Source organism: Streptomyces sp. NPDC005004, assembly GCF_053600675.1.
Map to the genome: position 1 here is coordinate 198,931 of NZ_JBSGAH010000003.1, position 17,927 is coordinate 216,857.

The 17,927-nt window shown below is 73.8% G+C and carries 14 protein-coding genes; 12 read left to right on the forward strand and 2 right to left on the reverse strand.

The window, feature by feature from the left end; genetic code table 11:
• Positions 1-213 precede the first annotated feature (213 nt).
• Positions 214-1,236 carry a Gfo/Idh/MocA family protein gene (locus ACWEEU_RS05295; protein WP_385744243.1) on the reverse strand — a complete coding sequence of 341 codons (1,023 nt, stop codon included), beginning with the start codon at positions 1,234-1,236 and terminating at the stop codon, positions 214-216.
• A gap of 129 nt (positions 1,237-1,365) precedes the next feature.
• Between ACWEEU_RS05295 and ACWEEU_RS05300 the strand changes: the two genes are divergently transcribed.
• From ACWEEU_RS05300 to ACWEEU_RS05335, 8 genes are all read left to right on the forward strand, one after another.
• Complete coding sequence (locus tag ACWEEU_RS05300) at positions 1,366-2,103, forward strand: GntR family transcriptional regulator (protein ID WP_451729060.1); 738 nt, start codon at positions 1,366-1,368, stop codon at positions 2,101-2,103.
• Positions 2,104-2,338: 235 nt separating this feature from the next.
• A complete protein-coding gene (locus tag ACWEEU_RS05305; protein ID WP_451728698.1) occupies positions 2,339-3,355 on the forward strand; it encodes a sugar ABC transporter substrate-binding protein in 1,017 nt (338 codons plus the stop codon).
• Positions 3,352-4,419 carry an ABC transporter permease gene (locus ACWEEU_RS05310; protein WP_451728701.1) on the forward strand — a complete coding sequence of 356 codons (1,068 nt, stop codon included), beginning with the start codon at positions 3,352-3,354 and terminating at the stop codon, positions 4,417-4,419. Before ACWEEU_RS05305 ends, ACWEEU_RS05310 begins: the two co-directional genes overlap by 4 nt.
• Positions 4,416-5,207, forward strand: a complete 792-nt coding sequence (locus ACWEEU_RS05315) for an ATP-binding cassette domain-containing protein (RefSeq protein ID WP_385744249.1) — start codon at positions 4,416-4,418, stop codon at positions 5,205-5,207. Before ACWEEU_RS05310 ends, ACWEEU_RS05315 begins: the two co-directional genes overlap by 4 nt.
• 99 nt (positions 5,208-5,306) lie before the next feature.
• Positions 5,307-6,452 (forward strand): ROK family glucokinase, encoded by a 1,146-nt coding sequence (locus ACWEEU_RS05320; RefSeq protein ID WP_385744251.1) that lies wholly within the window; start codon positions 5,307-5,309, stop codon positions 6,450-6,452.
• Entirely contained in the window at positions 6,449-7,030 is a 582-nt protein-coding gene (locus ACWEEU_RS05325) for a sugar kinase (protein WP_385744253.1), read from the forward strand. The genes ACWEEU_RS05320 and ACWEEU_RS05325 overlap by 4 nt, the downstream gene beginning before the upstream one ends.
• Positions 7,031-7,147: 117 nt before the next feature.
• Complete coding sequence (locus tag ACWEEU_RS05330) at positions 7,148-10,006, forward strand: DEAD/DEAH box helicase (RefSeq protein WP_451728708.1); 2,859 nt, start codon at positions 7,148-7,150, stop codon at positions 10,004-10,006.
• Positions 10,007-10,632: 626 nt separating this feature from the next.
• Positions 10,633-12,423, forward strand: a complete 1,791-nt coding sequence (locus ACWEEU_RS05335) for an SWIM zinc finger family protein (RefSeq protein WP_451729063.1) — start codon at positions 10,633-10,635, stop codon at positions 12,421-12,423.
• A 22-nt stretch (positions 12,424-12,445) separates the two neighbouring features.
• Here ACWEEU_RS05335 and ACWEEU_RS05340 read toward each other — a convergent pair whose 3' ends face one another.
• Positions 12,446-14,575 carry an MMPL family transporter gene (locus ACWEEU_RS05340; RefSeq protein ID WP_451728711.1) on the reverse strand — a complete coding sequence of 710 codons (2,130 nt, stop codon included), beginning with the start codon at positions 14,573-14,575 and terminating at the stop codon, positions 12,446-12,448.
• An 83-nt stretch (positions 14,576-14,658) separates the two neighbouring features.
• Between ACWEEU_RS05340 and ACWEEU_RS05345 the strand changes: the two genes are divergently transcribed.
• The 4 genes from ACWEEU_RS05345 (at position 14,659) to ACWEEU_RS05360 (ending at position 17,887) form a co-directional block, all read left to right on the forward strand.
• Positions 14,659-15,189 carry a MarR family winged helix-turn-helix transcriptional regulator gene (locus tag ACWEEU_RS05345; RefSeq protein ID WP_385744258.1) on the forward strand — a complete coding sequence of 177 codons (531 nt, stop codon included), beginning with the start codon at positions 14,659-14,661 and terminating at the stop codon, positions 15,187-15,189.
• Between the two features lie 38 nt (positions 15,190-15,227).
• The gene (locus ACWEEU_RS05350; protein WP_385744260.1) at positions 15,228-15,740 is read left to right on the forward strand and encodes a GNAT family N-acetyltransferase; all 513 of its coding nucleotides are present in this window, start codon (positions 15,228-15,230) and stop codon (positions 15,738-15,740) included.
• Positions 15,741-15,836: 96 nt separating this feature from the next.
• The gene (gene pcaDC / locus ACWEEU_RS05355; RefSeq protein ID WP_451728716.1) at positions 15,837-17,141 is read left to right on the forward strand and encodes a bifunctional 3-oxoadipate enol-lactonase/4-carboxymuconolactone decarboxylase PcaDC; all 1,305 of its coding nucleotides are present in this window, start codon (positions 15,837-15,839) and stop codon (positions 17,139-17,141) included.
• A 110-nt stretch (positions 17,142-17,251) separates the two neighbouring features.
• The gene (locus ACWEEU_RS05360) at positions 17,252-17,887 is read left to right on the forward strand and encodes an MBL fold metallo-hydrolase (RefSeq protein WP_451728719.1); all 636 of its coding nucleotides are present in this window, start codon (positions 17,252-17,254) and stop codon (positions 17,885-17,887) included.
• The last annotated feature ends 40 nt before the right edge of the window (positions 17,888-17,927 follow it).

Consider the following 17,927-nt stretch of genomic DNA (forward strand, 5'->3'; position numbering starts at 1 on the left):
ACCCCCACACCGGGCCGCGGGGCGGAGTCGTACTCGCTGGGCCGTGTCCGCGAAGTCCCGCCGGGCCCGCGGCGTCCGGCACGCACGCTCGCCGCGTTGTCGGGCTCACCCGCGTACACCCGGTACGCGGGCGACCCTCCGCCTCGCGATCGCACGCACCAGACGCCGCGAGCCCTGCCCTGAGGGCGGACGACGCCACTTGGCGGACGCGACCTAGCTGTACGACGGCTGCGCCCGGTCCGGCACCTCGGCCAGGGCCACCGCCCGGCGCTCGCGCCGGGACGTCTCGCACGCCTCCGCGATGCGCAGCGCCTGGAGCGCCTCGCGGCCGTCGCACGGGTTGGGGAGTCCGCCCCGCACCACCTCCACGAAAGCGCGCAGTTCGGCCTCGTACGCCGAGCCGAAGCGCTCGAAGAAGCCGCTCCACGGCTTGTCGCAGGGGGGAGGGCCGGTCGGTTCGGTGGAGGCGACCGGGGTGCGGTCGTCCAGGCCGACCACGACGGTGTCCCGTTCCCCGGCCAGCTCCATGCGGACGTCGTAGCCCGCGCCGTTCAGCCGGGTCGCGGTCGCGGTGGCCAGGGTGCCGTCGTCCAGGGTGAGCACCGCCGCGCCGGTGTCCACGTCACCGGCCGCGCGGAACATCGGCGGCCCGGCGTCGGAGCCGCTCGCGTAGACGTCGGTCACCTCGCGCCCGGTCACCCAGCGCAGGACGTCGAAGTCGTGGATCAGGGTGTCCCGGAACAGCCCGCCCGACAGCGGCAGCCACTCCGGCGGGGGCGGGGACTGGTCGGAGGTGAGCGCCCGCACGGTGTGCAGACGGCCGAGCCTGCCGGAGCGGACCGCCTCGCGGGCGCCCGCGTAGCCCGCGTCGAAGCGCCGCTGGAAGCCCATCTGGAGCACCGTGCCCGCCGCCTCGACCTCCGCGAGCGCGTGCAGGGTGCCGGGCAGGTCGAGCGCGATCGGCTTCTCGCAGAACACCGGGAGCCCCGAGCGGGCCGCCCGGCCGATCAGTTCCGCGTGCGCGGACGTCGCCGTGGTGATCACCACCGCGTCCACGCCCCACTGGAAGACCTCGTCCACCCCGGGCGCCGCCGTCTCGCCCAGACGGTGCGCCAACTCCTGTGCCCGTAACGGATTCGAGTCCGTCAGGATGAGCGATCCGACCTCCCTGTGGCGGCTGAGCGTGTTCGCGTGGATGGTGCCGATGCGGCCCGTACCGATGACCCCGATGCGCATGGAAACAAAGTGGAGGGCCGTCCTGTACTTGTCAATTAGTATGTCCGGACAATCGGACTTCACGACTTCCCGTCAACCGGGCACCGGACTACGCTCGGGCCCGTGCCGAAACCAGATGTGGACCCGACCGTGGCGCTCGATCTCCGTGTGGACCGCGGTTCCCCGGTGCCGCTGTACTTCCAGCTCTCCCAGCAACTGGAGGCGGCCATCGAGCGCGGCGCGCTCACCCCGGGCAGCCTGCTGGGCAACGAGATCGAGCTGGCCGCGCGACTCGGCCTGTCCCGGCCCACCGTCCGTCAGGCCATCCAGTCCCTGGTCGACAAGGGGCTCCTGGTGCGCCGCCGGGGCGTCGGCACCCAGGTCGTGCACAGCCAGGTCAAGCGCCCGCTGGAGCTGAGCAGCCTCTACGACGACCTGGAGGCGGCCGGGCAGCGCCCCGCCACCAAGGTGCTCGTCAACGCCATGGTGCCCGCGTCCACCGAGGTCGCCGCCTTGCTCGGACTGCCCGAGGGCACCGACGTGCACCGCGTCGAGCGGCTGCGCCTCGCGCACGGCGAGCCGATGGCGTACCTCGTCAACCACCTCCCGCCCGGTCTGCTCGACCTCGACACCGCCCGCCTGGAGGCCACCGGTCTCTACCGGCTGATGCGCGCGGCCGGGATCACCCTGCACAGCGCCCGTCAGTCCATCGGCGCGCGCGGCGCCACCCCGGCCGAGGCGGAACGGCTCACCGAGGCCGAGGGCGCCCCCCTGCTCACCATGAGACGCACCACGTACGACGACACCGGCCGCGCCGTCGAGCACGGCGACCACGTCTACCGGCCGGCCCGCTACTCCTTCGAATTCCAGCTCCTCGTACGGTCCTGAGGCGCTCCCGGGCCCGACCTGGAGTACCCCCGACCCGTCCCTTCACATGTCCGAATGTCCGGACAAAGTAACCGTAATGGGTGCCCCGGGCATGTAACGAGTGTTCCGTATGTTCGATACTGAAGTGTTTGGGGCAGGTGACGGCACCGCCGGGACGAACCGACGGAGTGCTCGCCCGCCCCTCTCGCATGTTGGAGCACGGTCTAGTTACGCACGCAAGAAGGGGCACGGCCTCGTGGCACGGTTTCGGACCCGGGTGGGCAAGGCGATGGCAGGGGCACTCGGTGTGATCGCCTGTCTCTCGCTCGCCGCTTGTAGCAGCACCGGCGGCAAGCGGGCCGAGGACGCCCGCAAGGCAGCGGTGGCCCAGGGCAGGTCGGCGGTGAACACCCCCCGCTGGACCTTCGCGATGATCACCCACTCCGGAGACGGCGACACCTTCTGGGACATCGTGCAGAGCGGCGCGAAGCAGGCCGCGATCAAGGACAACGTCACCTTCCTGTACTCGCACGACGACGAGGCCCAGCAGCAGGCGCAGCTCGTCGACGCCGCCGTGGACAAGAAGGTCGACGGCATCATCGTCACCCTCGCCAAGCCCGACGCGCTCAAGGCGGCCGTGGCGCGCGCCGAGAAGGCCGGCATCCCGGTGATCACGGTGAACTCCGGCTCCGCCGAATCCAAGAGGTTCGGCGCGCTCACCCATGTCGGGCAGGACGAGACCATCGCCGGCGAGGCCGTCGGCGACGAGCTGAACAAGCGCGGCCGCAAGAAGGCCCTGTGCGTCCTGCACGAGCAGGGCAACGTCGGCCACGAACAGCGTTGCGACGGCGTCGCCAAGACCTTCCACGGCACCGTGCAGAAGCTCTACGTCAACGGCACCAACATGCCCGACGTGCAGTCCGCGATCGAGGCCAAGCTCCAGGCCGACCGCTCCGTGGACGCCGTCGTCACCCTGGGCGCGCCCTACGCCGACACCGCCGCCAAGGCCAAGCAGGACGCGGGCAGCAAGGCCGAGATCGACACCTTCGACCTCAACGCCAAGGTCGCCGCCGAGCTGACGGACGGCACCCTCGGCTTCGCCGTCGACCAGCAGCCCTACCTCCAGGGCTACGAGGCGATCGACCTGCTGTGGCTGTACAAGTACAACGGCGACATGCTCGGCGGCGGCAAGCCCGTCCTGACCGGCCCGCAGATCATCACCAAGGACCAGGCCGGCGCGCTCGCCGAGTACACCCAGCGGGGCACCCGATGAGCACGACCACCGACACGGCCGCGCCGCCCGGCCCCGAAGGACCGTCCGCCGACGAACGCCTGCTGCGGACCTCCCCGCTGCGCAAGCTGCTCTCCCGCCCCGAACTGGGCTCGGTCGTCGGCGCCCTCGCCGTCTTCGTGTTCTTCGCGTTCGTCGCCGAGGGATTCCTGCGCGCGTCGAGCCTGAGCACGGTCCTCTACGCCTCCTCGACCATCGGCATCATGGCGGTGCCCGTGGCGCTGCTCATGATCGGCGGGGAGTTCGACCTGTCGGCGGGCGTCATGGTGACGTCCTCCGCGCTGATCTCCTCGATGTTCAGCTACCAGATGACGGCGAACGTCTGGGTCGGCGCGGGCGTCTCCCTGCTGGTCACGCTCGCGATCGGCGCCTTCAACGGTTTCATGCTGACCCGCACCAGGCTGCCCAGCTTCATCGTCACGCTCGGCACCTTCCTGATGCTGACCGGCATGAACCTCGGCTTCACCAAGCTGATCGACGGCACCGTCTCCACCAAGACCATCGCCGACATGGAGGGCTTCCCCGGCGCCCACGCCCTCTTCGCCTCGACGCTCACCGTCGGCGGCGTCGACTTCAAGGTGACCATCCTGTGGTGGCTCGCCCTCGTCGCGGTCGCCTCCTGGGTGCTGCTGCGCACCCGCGTCGGCAACTGGATCTTCGCCGTCGGCGGCAACGCGGACGCGGCCCGCGCGGTCGGCGTGCCCGTCGCCAGGACCAAGATCGGCCTGTACATGGGCGTCGCCTTCGGCGCCTGGATCTCCGGCCAGCACCTGCTCTTCTCCTTCGACGCCGTCCAGTCCGGCGAGGGCGTCGGCAACGAGCTGATCTACATCATCGCGGCCGTCATCGGCGGCTGCCTGATCACCGGCGGCTACGGCAGCGCCGTCGGCTCGGCGGTCGGCGCGCTCCTGTTCGGCATGACCAGCAAGGGCATCGTCTTCGCCGAGTGGAACCCCGACTGGTTCAAGTTCTTCCTCGGAGCGATGCTCCTCCTCGCGACCCTGCTCAACACCTGGGTCCGCAAGCGTGCGGAGGTGACGAAATGACCGTGACCGAAGAGCGCGTGCCGCTCGTCGAGCTGACCGACGTCAGCAAGCACTACGGCAACGTCCGCGCCCTGGAGGGCGTCTCCCTGGAGGTCCACGCCGGGGAGATCACCTGCGTCCTCGGCGACAACGGCGCGGGCAAGTCCACCCTGATCAAGATGATCGCGGGACTGCACCGCCACGACGGCGGCACCCTGAGCATCGAAGGCGAGGAGACCCGGCTCACCTCGCCGCGCGACGCCCTGGACCGGGGCATCGCCACCGTCTACCAGGACCTCGCCGTCGTCTCCCTGATGCCGGTCTGGCGGAACTTCTTCCTCGGCTCCGAACCCCGCAAGGGCCGGGGCCCCTTCCGCCGCCTCGACATCGAGCACATGCGCCGCACCACCCGCGCCGAACTGCTCCGCATGGGCATCGACCTGCGCGACGTGGACCAGCCCATCGGCACCCTCTCCGGCGGCGAGCGCCAGTGCGTGGCCATCGCCCGCGCCGTCCACTTCGGCGCCAAGGTCCTCGTCCTGGACGAGCCGACCGCCGCACTGGGCGTCAAGCAGTCCGGTGTGGTCCTCAAATATGTGGCCGCCGCACGCGACGAGGGACTCGGCGTCGTGCTCATCACCCACAACCCGCACCACGCGTACCTGGTCGGCGACCGGTTCGTGCTGCTGCGGCGCGGCACCATGGTGGGCAATCACACACGCGACGAGATCACCCTGGACGAGCTGACCAAGCAGATGGCGGGCGGCGCCGACCTCGACGCCCTCGTGCACGAACTGCAGCGCGGCTGACGGCGACGGGAACGCGTCCGCGGCGCCCACGGCCGGGGCGCGTTCCCTTATCCCGCCTTGACACCACGTACCTCGCCCGTTGAGGCAGAATCGACGACGATGAGCACCTACCGCGACCTCACGGCCCCCATCGGTTCCCGCCGAGCGCCCGCACTGCGGACCGTCGGCACCCGGGAACGCCGTTCACATCTCACGGCTCCCCGCGTGCCCACCGTCGGCATCGACATCGGCGGCACCAAGGTCATGGCGGGCGTCGTGGACGCCGACGGCAACATCCTGGAGAAGCTCCGCACGGAGACCCCGGACAAGTCCAAGAGCCCCAAGGTCGTCGAGGACACCATCGTCGAACTGGTCCTGGACCTCTCCGACCGGCACGACGTGCACGCCGTCGGCATCGGCGCGGCCGGCTGGGTCGACGCCGACCGCAACCGGGTGCTCTTCGCCCCCCACCTGTCCTGGCGCAACGAACCGCTGCGCGACCGTCTCTCCGGCCGCCTCTCGGTGCCGGTCCTGGTCGACAACGACGCCAACACCGCCGCCTGGGCCGAGTGGCGCTTCGGCGCCGGACGCGGCGAGGACCACCTCGTCATGATCACCCTCGGCACCGGCATCGGCGGCGCCATCCTGGAGGACGGACAGGTCAAGCGCGGCAAGTTCGGCGTCGCGGGCGAGTTCGGCCACATGCAGGTCGTGCCCGGCGGACACCGCTGCCCCTGCGGCAACCGCGGCTGCTGGGAGCAGTACAGCTCCGGCAACGCGCTCGTCCGCGAGGCCAAGGAGCTGGCCGCCGCCGACTCGCCGGTCGCCTACGGCATCATCGAGCACGTCAAGGGCCAGATCGGGGACATCTCCGGGCCCATGATCACGGAGCTGGCCCGTGAGGGCGACGCGATGTGCATCGAGCTGCTCCAGGACATCGGCCAGTGGCTCGGCGTCGGCATCGCCAACCTCGCCGCCGCCCTCGACCCCTCCTGCTTCGTCATCGGCGGTGGCGTCAGCGCCGCCGACGACCTGCTCATCGGCCCCGCGCGCGACGCCTTCAAGCGCCAGCTCACCGGGCGCGGCTACCGCCCCGAGGCCCGCATCGCCCGCGCCCAGCTCGGCCCCGAGGCCGGCATGGTCGGCGCCGCCGACCTCGCCCGCCTGGTCGCCCGCCGCTTCCGCCGCGCCAAGCGCCGCCGGGTCGAGCGGCACGAACGCTACGAGCGGTACGTCGAGGGCCGCAGGGACCGGGACACCGCGTGACCACCTCGCTGCCGCACCAGGCGGCGTCCCCGGACACCCCGCACGCCCCCGCCGAGGACCCCCGCCACCGCATCCGCCGCCGCGCGCTCACGCTGCTCATCATCGTGCTGCTCATCGGCGTACCGGCGGGCTATCTGGTGATCTCCGCCAACCAGAGCCGCGACAGCGGCAAGGACAAGGAGGCGAAGTACTCGGCCACCGGACTCACCCCGGGCTGGCCCTCCAAGGTGCAGCGCCGCCTGTACCAGGTAGCCGTCCCGCGCCCCGCCGACTACCTCGCCTACTACGAGACCAACAACTGGAAGACCAGCCGTCTCTACGTGCAGTTCCGCACCAACGACGCGGGCCTCGACAGCTTCCTCGCCACCATGGGCCTGCGCCGCGACGAACTGAAGAAGGGCCACCTCACCATCGGCGCCCGCGACCGCAAGGTCTCCGGCTGGAACTTCGCGGGCCCCGGCCCCTGGGTCGGCCTGACCAACGCGCAGAAGAACCCGGCCCCCACCCAGGACGTGGTCGTGAACCTCTCCGACCCGCAGTACCCGATGGTCTACGCGGTCTCCCGCACGGTCCCGTGACCGGCGTCCGGCCGCTGCCGTGAGCCGGTCCGGACGGCCGCCGGAGCCGGTTGTCAGACCCCGCCCGTACAGTCGGAGACAACTGGTCCGACAGGCGGACGGGAGGTGACAGGACGTATGGACGGCGGCACGGCCGTGCTCAGCGAGCGCGCGTACTCCGAGGCGATCGGGGGACGCGTCCCGGCGTACCTCGCCACCGTCTATCTGCCCGCGCCCCTGCCCCGCGAGGGCCGCATCGCCCTCTGGTCGCCCGACGGCACCGCGCTGCCCGATCCCGAGGGCTCCGGCGCCACGGCCACCGAGCTGACCGTCGTACGCCGCCACGGCGCGACCGTACGGCGCCGCCAGGTCCCCGCGCTGACCCTGCCGCTCGTGGACGCCCTCCCCCTGCTGGCAGGCGCCCGGCACGACGCCGCCGCCCACCCCGCCACCGTCTGCTGGGGCGCCGCCGCACTGCACGCCCTGCGCCTGGCCGCGCGCGGACGGCTGCTGCCCGGCCTCACCCCGAGCGGCCACGACGCCTGGCGCGCGGGCCCGCTGGAGCCCGACGACATCGCGCACCTGCGCGCGATCGCCGCCGCGCTGCCCGCCGAGGGCCACGCCGTGCCGCTGCCCGGCCCGGGCCCGCTCCGGCTGCCCGAGCCCGAGCACCTGGTCCGCTCCTTCCTGGACGCGGTCGCCGACACCCTGCCCCGCACCCCCGCCGCCCCGCACACGGGCGGCCGCCCCTTCGCCGCCCGCGAACCCCAGCCGCTGCCCGGCGCCCACGACTGGGCCGCCGAGGTCGCCGCGGGCATGGACGCGGGCGTGCGCGTCTCGCTGCGCCTCGACCTGTCCGCGTACGCGGTCTTCGACGCGGGGGACGACAGCGGCTCGCGCGCGGCGGGCGCGGCCGTCGTCCAGGTGCACAGCCTGGCCGACCCCACCCTGGTCACGGACGCGGCCGCCCTGTGGGCGGGGGAGGCCGACACCGCCTTCGGACCCCGCGCGCGCGTGGACGCCGCCCTCGCCGTACGGCGCGCGGCCCGCGTGTGGGCGCCCCTGGAGCGGCTGGCCGAGCGCGACGTCCCCGACGTGCTCGCGCTGTCCGAGGACGAGGTGAGCGACCTGCTCGGGACGGCGGCCGCCCGCCTCGCCGCCGCCGGAGTCGGCGTGCACTGGCCGCGCGACCTCGCCCACGACCTCAGCGCCACAGCCGTCGTCCGCCCCGCCCCCGGCTCGGCCACCGACGGCACCGGTTTCTTCGACAGCGAGGAACTCCTCCAGTTCCGCTGGCAGTTGGCGCTCGGCGGCGACCCGCTCAGCGAAGCCGAGATGGACGCCCTCGCCGAGGCCCACCGCCCCGTCGTACGGCTCCGGGACCGCTGGGTCCTGGTCGACCCCGCGCTCGTGCGCAAGGCCCGCAAGCGCGAACTCGGCCTGCTCGACCCCGTCGACGCGCTCTCCGTCGCGCTCACCGGCACCGCCGAGGTGGACGGCGAGAGTGTCGAGGCCGTCCCCACCGGCGCCCTCGCCACCCTGCGCGACCGCCTCACCGCCGGACTCGCCCCCGCCCAGACGCCGCCCGGCCTGGACGCCACCCTCCGCGACTACCAGTCGCGCGGCCTTGCCTGGCTCGACCTCATGACCTCCCTCGGCCTCGGCGGCTGCCTCGCCGACGACATGGGCCTCGGCAAGACCGTCACCCTCATCGCCCTGCACCTCAAGCGCGCCCGCCCCGAGCCGACCCTCGTGGTCTGCCCCGCCTCCCTGCTCGGCAACTGGCAGCGCGAGATCAACCGCTTCGCGCCCGGTGTCCCCGTCCGCCGCTTCCACGGCGCCGACCGCACGCTGGAGGGCCTGACCGGCGGCTTCGTCCTCACCACCTACGGCACGATGCGCTCCGCCGCCGAGCAGCTCGCGGACCGCCCCTGGGGCATGGTCGTCGCCGACGAGGCCCAGCACGTGAAGAACCCCTACTCCGCGACCGCCAAGGCGCTGCGCACCATCGGCGCCCCCGCGCGCGTGGCGCTCACCGGCACCCCCGTCGAGAACAACCTCTCCGAACTGTGGGCCCTGCTCGACTGGACCACCCCCGGACTCCTCGGCCCCCTCCAGTCCTTCCGCGCCCGGCACGCCCGCGCGGTGGAGAACGGCGAGGACCAGGAGGCCGCCGAGCGCCTGGCCCGCCTCGTGCGGCCCTTCCTGCTGCGCCGCAAGAAGTCCGACCCCGGCATCGTTCCCGAACTGCCGCCCAAGACCGAGACCGACCACCCGGTGCCGCTCGGCCGCGAACAGGCCGCGCTGTACGAGGCGGTGGTGCGCGAGTCCATGGCGGCCATCGAGTCCGCCGACGGCATCGCCCGGCGCGGACTCGTCCTCAAGCTGCTGGGCGCGCTGAAGCAGATCTGCGACCACCCCGCGCTGTACCTCAAGGAGGGAGCGTCCCGCCCGGACGGCCTCGCCGCCCGCTCCGGCAAACTCGCCCTGCTCGACGAGCTGTTGGACACCGTGCTGGCCGAGGACGGCTCGGTGCTCGTCTTCACGCAGTACGTCGGCATGGCCCAGCTCATCACCGCCCACCTCGGCGCCCGCGCGGTCCCGGTGGACCTGCTGCACGGAGGCACCCCCGTACCCGAGCGCGAGCGCATGGTCGACCGCTTCCAGGCGGGCGAGACCCCGGTCCTGGTCCTCTCCCTCAAGGCCGCCGGCACCGGCCTCAACCTCACCCGCGCGGGCCACGTCGTCCACTTCGACCGCTGGTGGAACCCCGCCGTCGAGGACCAGGCGACCGACCGCGCCTATCGCATCGGGCAGACCCAGCCCGTCCAGGTCCACCGCCTGGTCACCGAGGGCACCGTCGAGGACCGCATCGCCGAGATGCTCACCGCCAAGCGCGCACTGGCCGACGCCGTCCTCGGCTCCGGCGAGGCAGCCCTGACGGAACTCACCGACCGCGAACTCTCCGACCTGGTCTCGCTGCGGAGGCCGTCATGACCGAGTCCGGCCCGAGTCCGGCGGAGGCGGCGCGCAGGGCGCTGCGGCAGGCGCGGGAGAAGGCGTCCGGTGCGGCGGAGGAGGACACGCGGGCATCGGCTCCCCGGCAGGCGGAGCCCCCGCGGGCCGAGGAGTCCGCCCGAGCCGGTGACCCCGTGCCTGCCGGTGGGTCTTCCGCGTCCGGGGTACCTTCCGAGGCGGAAGAGACCGGTGCGTCCGCCGAGCCCGTCCGGGCCGGCGACGTCGCCCGAGCGGCTCTCCGCGCCGCCGTCGCCCAGCGGCTGGGCGCCAACGCCCGGACGGCGGACGGCCGGGCGGCGGACGGCGCTGCCGGCACGGCTGCCGCGGTCCCTCCGGCCGACGGACCCGCCGCTGTCCCCGGCACCGAAGGCGTCGCTCCCGGCCAGGGGGCGGAGGGCGTCGCCACCGGCCACGCGGCCGACGGCGCCGCGTCCCGCCCGCTGGCGGACGACACCGGCTCCGGTCCGCGCGCTGAAGGCGCCTCCTCCGCCTCGACCCTGGTCGGTACTGCCCCCGGCCTGGGCGCGGAAGGCACTCGCACCGCCACCGGCGCGGCAACCGACGGCTCCGCCGCCGCGGAGTCCCAGGGCGCGGCGCCCGGTCCGATCGCGGAAGGGACCGCCCCCGCCCCGACGGCGGACGACCTCACCAGCGGCCGAGCGGCCGAAGGCGCCGTCCCGGAGGCCGAGGACACCGCCCCCCGCCCGACCGCCGAAGGCGCCCAGTCCGGGGAAGCCCCCGATCCAGCAGCCCGCCCAGCCGCCACCCCGTCTCCCACCACCCGCCGCCCCGGCGACGCCGCCCGCGAAGCCCTGCGGGCCGCGCGGGCGGAGGCGCTTCGCGCGCAGGCGGAGGAGGAGAAGCGGCGCCCGGCCCGTAAGCCGGTGCGCAAGCCGGCCCCCAATCCCGCCGAGGGCACCCCCCGGGCCGCCCGGGCTCAGGCCGTCCGTGAAGTGAAAGACTTCCTCGCGACCGCCTTCCGCATGCCCACCTGGGAGGACACCCCCGAGGACGCCTTCGAGGGCACCGCCGGGGAGACCGTGGAGATTGAAGTCCCCGCTTCCGAGCCGGAGTTCACGCGCCCCCGGCCCGTCCGGCCGGAGCCCGCGCAAGCGACCCCGTACCTCCCCGCAACCATGGCCACCCCCCACCGTGACAACGAACTCCGCCGCACGTTCCCGGCGTTCGCGCCCCGCACCGAGACGGACGGGTTCGCGGACACCTGGTGGGGCAACGCCTGGGTGGAGGCGCTGGAGCGGGGCGCGCTGGACCCCAAGCGTGTCGCACGCGGCCGGAGTTACGCGGACGCGGGACACGTGGACGCGATCACCGTGACGCCGGGCCGGGTGCTGGCGTACGTGCGGGGGAGCCGTCCCCGGCCGTACCGCGTGCAGGTCACCCTGCCCACGCTCCGGGACGCGGACTGGGAGCGGTTCCTGGACGCGGCCGTGGAGCGCCCGGGGCACATCGCCGCGCTGCTCGACAAGGAGCTGCCGCACTCCCTGGCGGACTGCGGCGCACCCCTGCTGCCCGGCCCCACCGAGCTGAACCCGCGCTGCAACTGCCCCGACTCCGGCCACCCCTGCAAGCACGCCGCCGCGCTCTGCTACCAGACGGCACGTCTGCTGGACGCCGACCCCTTCGTGCTGCTCCTGCTGCGCGGCCGGGGCGAGCGCGAGCTGCTGGACACGCTGTCCCGGCGCAGCGCCGCCCACGCGGCCCGCGCCGCCCGCGAGGGGCTGACCGAGGACCTGCCGGGCGTACGGGCCACGGAGGCGCTCGCCGAGCGCCGACTGCCGCCCCCGCCCCCGCCGTTGCCCGCCCCCGCGCACCCCGAGCAGCCTCCGGTGTACCCGGCGGCACCCGGCGGCCCGGACCCCTTCGCGCTGGACCAGCTCGCCACCGACGCCGCCGCTCGCGCGCACGCCCTGCTCACCACCGGCCGCGATCCGGTGGGCGGTCTGACCCTGTGGCAGGACGCGGTGCGCCTCGCCGCCGCCCGCCCCGGCTCCGGCCTGACCGCCGCGACCCGCGCGCTGTACGCCACGCTGGCCTCGGCGGCGGGCCGTACCCCCTCCGACCTGGCCCGCGCGGTGGCCGCCTGGCGGCAGGGCGGCCTCGCGGGACTGGCCGTCCTGGAGGAACCGTGGAACCCTCCGGCGGGCCGCTTCGACCGGGCGCGCCCGCTGCTGATGGCCGCCGGACTGCCCCCGTTCCGCCCCTGGCACAACCACCTCACCCACCCGCTCGGCCACGTCCAGCTCCGCTTCGGCCAGGACGGCCTCTGGTACGCCTACGAGTCCGAGCCGGGCCAGGACGACTGGTGGCCCCGGGGCACCCCCGCTCTCGACCCCGTCGACGCCCTCACCGGCCTGGGCGCCCTGGCCGACCTCTGACGGACCACCAGAGCGCGCGTCCTCAGACCCCGGCGCCCGCCACCCCGTTCGCCTCGCGCGCGCCGGGCACAGGGGCGCCGTCACGCGGCAGGACACCGGGCCACCAGGCCCGCGGCCCGATGTCGAGCACCAGGGCCGGGACCAGGAGCGAACGCACCACCAGGGTGTCGAGGAGTACGCCGAAGGCCACGATGAACGCGATCTGCACCAGGAAGGCCAGCGGGATCACCGTCAGGGCGGCGAACGTCGCGGCCAGCACCACCCCGGCCGAGGTGATCACCCCTCCGGTCGTGGTCAGACCGCGCAGCACGCCCTGCCGGTTGCCGTGCACGAGCGCCTCCTCCCGCACCCGGGACATCAGGAAGATGTTGTAGTCGACGCCCAGCGCCACCAGGAACACGAACCCGTACAGCGGGACCGACGCGTCCGCGCCGCCGAAGCCGAACAGGTGCTTGAACACCAGCGAGGAGACGCCGAGCGTCGCCAGGAAGTTGAGCGCCACGGTCGCCACCAGCAGGACGGGTACGAGCAGGGAGCGCAGCAGCAGGACGAGGATCAGCAGGATGATCCCCAGCACGACCGGCACGATGACGTCGCGGTCCCGGGCCGAGGTCCGCTGGGTGTCGTACTGCTGGGCCGTGTAGCCGCCGACCAGCGCGTCGGCGCCGGGCACCGCATGCACCCGGGCGCGCAGCCGCTCGACCGTCCGCTTGGCGGCGTCGCTGTCCGCCGCGGCGTCGAGGGTGGCGTCGATGCGGACCCGCCCGTCCACCACCTTCGGCGCCCCGCCGCCGGGCCGCCCGGACGCCGGGACTGCGTCCGCCGAGGCCACGCCGTCGGTGGCCCTCGCCGCGGCGGTCACCTCACCGGCCCGGCCGGCGTCGGCGATGATCACGGCCGGATTGCCCGACCCGCCGGGAAAGTGCTCGCCCAGCGTCTTCTGGGCGGCGACCGACGGGGCGTCGTTCACGAAGATCTCGTCGAGGGGCACTCCCTTCGCGGACAGCGAGGGGGAGAAGGCCGCCAGCACCGCGAGGCCGAGCGCGGTCACCACCCACACCGCGCGCGGGCGGGCGCCCACCCGGCGGGCGACCCGGTGCCACACACCGTGCCCCTCCACGGACCCGTCCGACGGCCTCGGCCGGGACGGCCAGTAGGCGCTGCGGCCCAGCAGTGCCAGTACGGCCGGCAGGAAGGTGAGCGAGGAGAGCACCGCGCAGACGATGCCGATGGCGCCGACCGGTCCCAGCGCGCGGTTGTTGGTGAGGTCGCTCGCGAGCAGGGCCAGCAGCGCGAGCGCGACGGTGGCGGCGCTCGCGGTGATCGCGCCGAACGACCTGCGGGCCGCCGCCACCGCCGCCGCGGCCCGGTCCCGACCCGTCGCGAGTTCCTCGCGGAACCGCGCGGCCAGCAGCAGCGCGTAGTCGGTGGCGGCGCCGATGACGAGGATGGAGAGGATGCCCTGCACCTGTCCGTCCACCCGGACCGCGCCGCGGTCGGCCAGCGCGTAGACGACCGCGCAGGCCAGTCCGAGGGCGAACACCGCACCGAGGATGATCACGAAGGGGAGCAGGACACTCCGGTAGACCAGGAGCAGGATCAGCAGCACGGCGCCGAGTGCCACGCCCAGCAGCAGCCCGTCGATGCCCGCGAAGGCGTCGCCCAGATCGGCCTGGCTCGCCGCCGGGCCCGCGATCCGCGCCGTGGTCCCCGGCACGCTCCGCGCGGCCTCGCGCACCGCGTCCAGCACACCGGGCAACCGGTCGCCCAGGTCCGGCCGCAGTTGGACGACGGCCTGCAACGCCTTCCCGTCCTTCGAGGGCAGCGCGGGCGACGGCGCGCCGACGATCCCGCTCCGCCCGGCGAGTGCACCGACCGCCCGGGTGGCGCTCGCGCGCCGGGCGTCCGTGATCCGGTCGCCGTCCGCCGTCCAGACGACGATGGCGGGCAGCGTCTCCGCCTGGTCGAACGCCTCGCGGGCCGTGAGCACCTTGGTCGATTCCGCGCTCTGCGGAAGGAAGGCGGACTGGTCGTTGGTGGCGACCTCGCCCAGTTTTCCGGCGTAGGGCCCGAGCGTCGCGCCCACGCCGAGCCAGACGAACAGCAGGACGAGCGGGACGAGCCGGCGCGTCCAGCCGGGTGTCGCTCTCATACGTCTCTCCCCGAGAAGATCGATGCGACCGGATGTGTCATTCGTAAAGTATCTCAATGATCGAGTAACCATATACTGGGCCGATGCACGGGACCGAACACGCCTCGCCGTCTCTTCCGGGGGACGACCCCACGGGGTTGCACTCCTTCGCGGTCCTCCTGCGCCGGCTCAACGGCGAGTTCAACCGCGTCGCCCACGAGTTCGCCCAGACCCAGGGGCTCCACCTCACCGACGTCCAGGCTCTCGTCGCGATCCTGGACGCCGATCCCGAGGAGGGTCCCGTGACGCCCGGGCGGCTGCGCCGGCAGCTCGACCTCACCTCCGGCGCCATGACCGCCTGCCTGGACCGCCTGGAGCGGGCGGGACACATCCGGCGCGTCCGCGCGGACGACGACCGCCGCGTCGTCCACCTGCATTACGCGGAGGCGGCCAGAGTCGTCGCCCGGGACTTCTTCCGGCCCCTGGCCCAGGGCACCGAGGCCGCGCGGCGGCGCTTCAGCCCCGCGGAGCTGGGCGTGGTCTCCCGCTTCCTCGAGGAGATGAACCGGGAACTCGCCCTCCTGCGCGGCGCCCCCGCCCCCCGGCCGTCCCGCCGACGACCCGACCCGACCTGACCGGCCACACCAGCGAACGCGCGGACAGGAGCTCCCCGTTGGACCTGCGCGATGTCACCCCGGACGACCTCGACGCGTACATACGGATGCGCTGCGACCCCGTCATGATGGCCGGACTCGGCGGCCCGCTGCCCCGCGAGGGCATGGCCGACAAGGTCCGCCGGGACGCCGCACAGGCCGCCGCCGACCACGCCTGGATCAAGATGATCGTCCCGGACCCCGCCGCCCCCGGGACGGTCGCGGGGACCGTCACCCTCTGGTCGCACGACACCCCCCACGGACCGATGTCCGAGATCGGGTGGATGGTGCTGCCCGAGTTCCAGGGGCGGGGGCTCGCCAAGCGAGCCGTCCGCACGGTGCTCGCGCGCGCCCGCGAGCAGGACCGCTGGGACACCGTGCACGCCTTCCCCGCGACGGACAACGCGCCGTCCAACGGCATCTGCCGCTCCCTCGGCTTCCGGTTCGTCGAGGAGACCGAGGTCGACTTCGCCGGGCGGACGCTGCGCGTCAACCACTGGACCGTGGACCCCGGGCAGGCGCGCCTGCCGTGAAGACCGTGTGAGGATTCCCCGGCGATCCCCGCCGACGCGCCGTGCGCACCGCCCCCCACGAAACGGGCACACCCGACCGGCGGTTAGCGTGGTGCGGTGAGTGAGAAGAAGACCCCTGCCCTCCAGTACCGGTTCGACGGCCCCGAAGACGCCCCCGTGATCGTTCTCGGGCCCTCCCTCGGGACGACTTGGCACATGTTCGACCGCCAGGTGCCTGAACTGGTCAAGCAGTGGCGGGTCTTCCGGTTCGACCTGCCCGGACACGGCGGCGCCCCCGCCCACCCTGCCGGTTCCGTCGGCGAGCTGGCCGACCGGCTGCTGGCCACGCTCGACGCGCTCGGCGTCCAGCGCTTCGGCTACGCGGGCTGCGCGCTCGGCGGCGCCGTCGGCCTCGAACTGGCACTGCGCCACCCCGAGCGGCTCGCCTCGCTCGCGCTGATCGCCGCCTCGCCCCGCTTCGGCACTCCCGACGAGTTCCGCCAGCGCGGGGTGATCGTACGGACCAACGGGCTCGACCCCATCGCCCGCAGCGCGCCCGAGCGCTGGTTCACCGGGGGGTTCGCCGCGGCGCAGCCCGCCATCACCGAGTGGGCGGTGCAGATGGTGCGCACCACGGACCCCGGCTGCTACATCGCCGCCTGCGAGGCGCTGGCCGCCTTCGACGTACGCCCCGAGCTGGGCCGGGTCGGCGTGCCGACGCTCGTCCTGGTCGGCTCCGAGGACCAGGTGACCGGTCCCGCCGAGGCCCGCACGCTGGTCGCCGGGGTGCCCGACGCCCGGCTCGCGGTCGTCCCCGGCGCCTCCCACCTGGTGCCGGTCGAGCAGCCCGCCGCCGTCACCGACCTCCTCGTACGCCACTTCTCCACCGCCTGGCAGCAGTCGTACGAGACCGGGCAGACGGCGCTGCCCGCCGTGGCCGTCGCCCCCGCGCTCGTCGCACCGCCGCAGCCCGTGCAGGTCGCGCCGCTCGCCGAGATCGCCCCCGCGCCCGTCGCCGTGCCGCAGGAGGCGCCCGGTGTGGCCGACCGGTACGAGACCGGGCTGAAGATCCGCCGCGAGGTGCTGGGCGACGCGCACGTGGAAGGGGTGCTCGCGGAGGCCGACGCCTTCTCCGGCGACTTCGAGGAGTTCGTCACCCGCTACGCCTGGGGCGAGATCTGGGACCGCCCGGGTCTGGACCGCAGGTCCCGGAGCTGTGTCACGCTCACCGCGCTGGTCGCGGGCGGCCACCTGGAGGAGCTGGCCTTCCACACCCGCGCGGCGCTGCGCAACGGACTGACCCCGGCCGAGATCAAGGAAGTGCTGCTCCAGGCGTCGGTGTACTGCGGCGTCCCGGCCGCCGCCGGTGCCTTCCGGGTGGCTCAGCGCGTCATCCGCGAGGAGACCACGCCCGCCGAGTGAACGGCGCGCCCCCGTGGCGCGCCCCCGTGAGTCCGCTCCCACGAGCGCGACCCCACGCGCGCGATCCCGCTAGCGCGACCCCACGTGTCCGAGGCGACAGGATGGAAGCCATGAGGTTCACCAAGAAGTCCCACGCATGCGTACGCCTGGAGAAGGACGGGCGGACGCTCGTCGTCGACCCCGGCGGCTTCAGCGAGACCGACGCCGCGGTCGGCGCCGACGCGATCCTGATCACGCACGAGCACCCGGACCACTTCGACGAGGGCCGCCTGCGCACCGCCATGGAGGCGAACCCGGGCGCCGGGATCTGGACCCTGAGCTCGGTCGCGGACCGGATCTCCGCCGCCTTCCCCGGCCGCGTGCACACCGTCGGCCACGGCGACACCTTCACGGCCGCGGGCTTCGACGTCCAGGTCCACGGCGAACTCCACGCGGTCATCCACCCGGACATCCCGCGCATCACCAACGTCGGCTACCTGATCGACGGCGGCAGGATCTTCCACCCCGGCGACGCCCTCACCGTCCCCGACCAGCCCGTGGAGACCCTGCTGCTGCCGGTCATGGCCCCCTGGAACAAGATCGCCGAGGTCATCGAGTACGTCCGCGAGGTCAAGCCGCAGCGGGCGTACGACATCCACGACGCGCTGCTCACCGACCTCGCCCGCCCGATCTACGACCGCCAGATCGGCTCCCTCGCCGGTGCCGAGCACCTGCGCCTCGCCCCGGGGGACGACGCCCTGCTCTGAAGCCCGCCGGGTCCCCTCGCCCGAGGACCCGTTGTCGGAC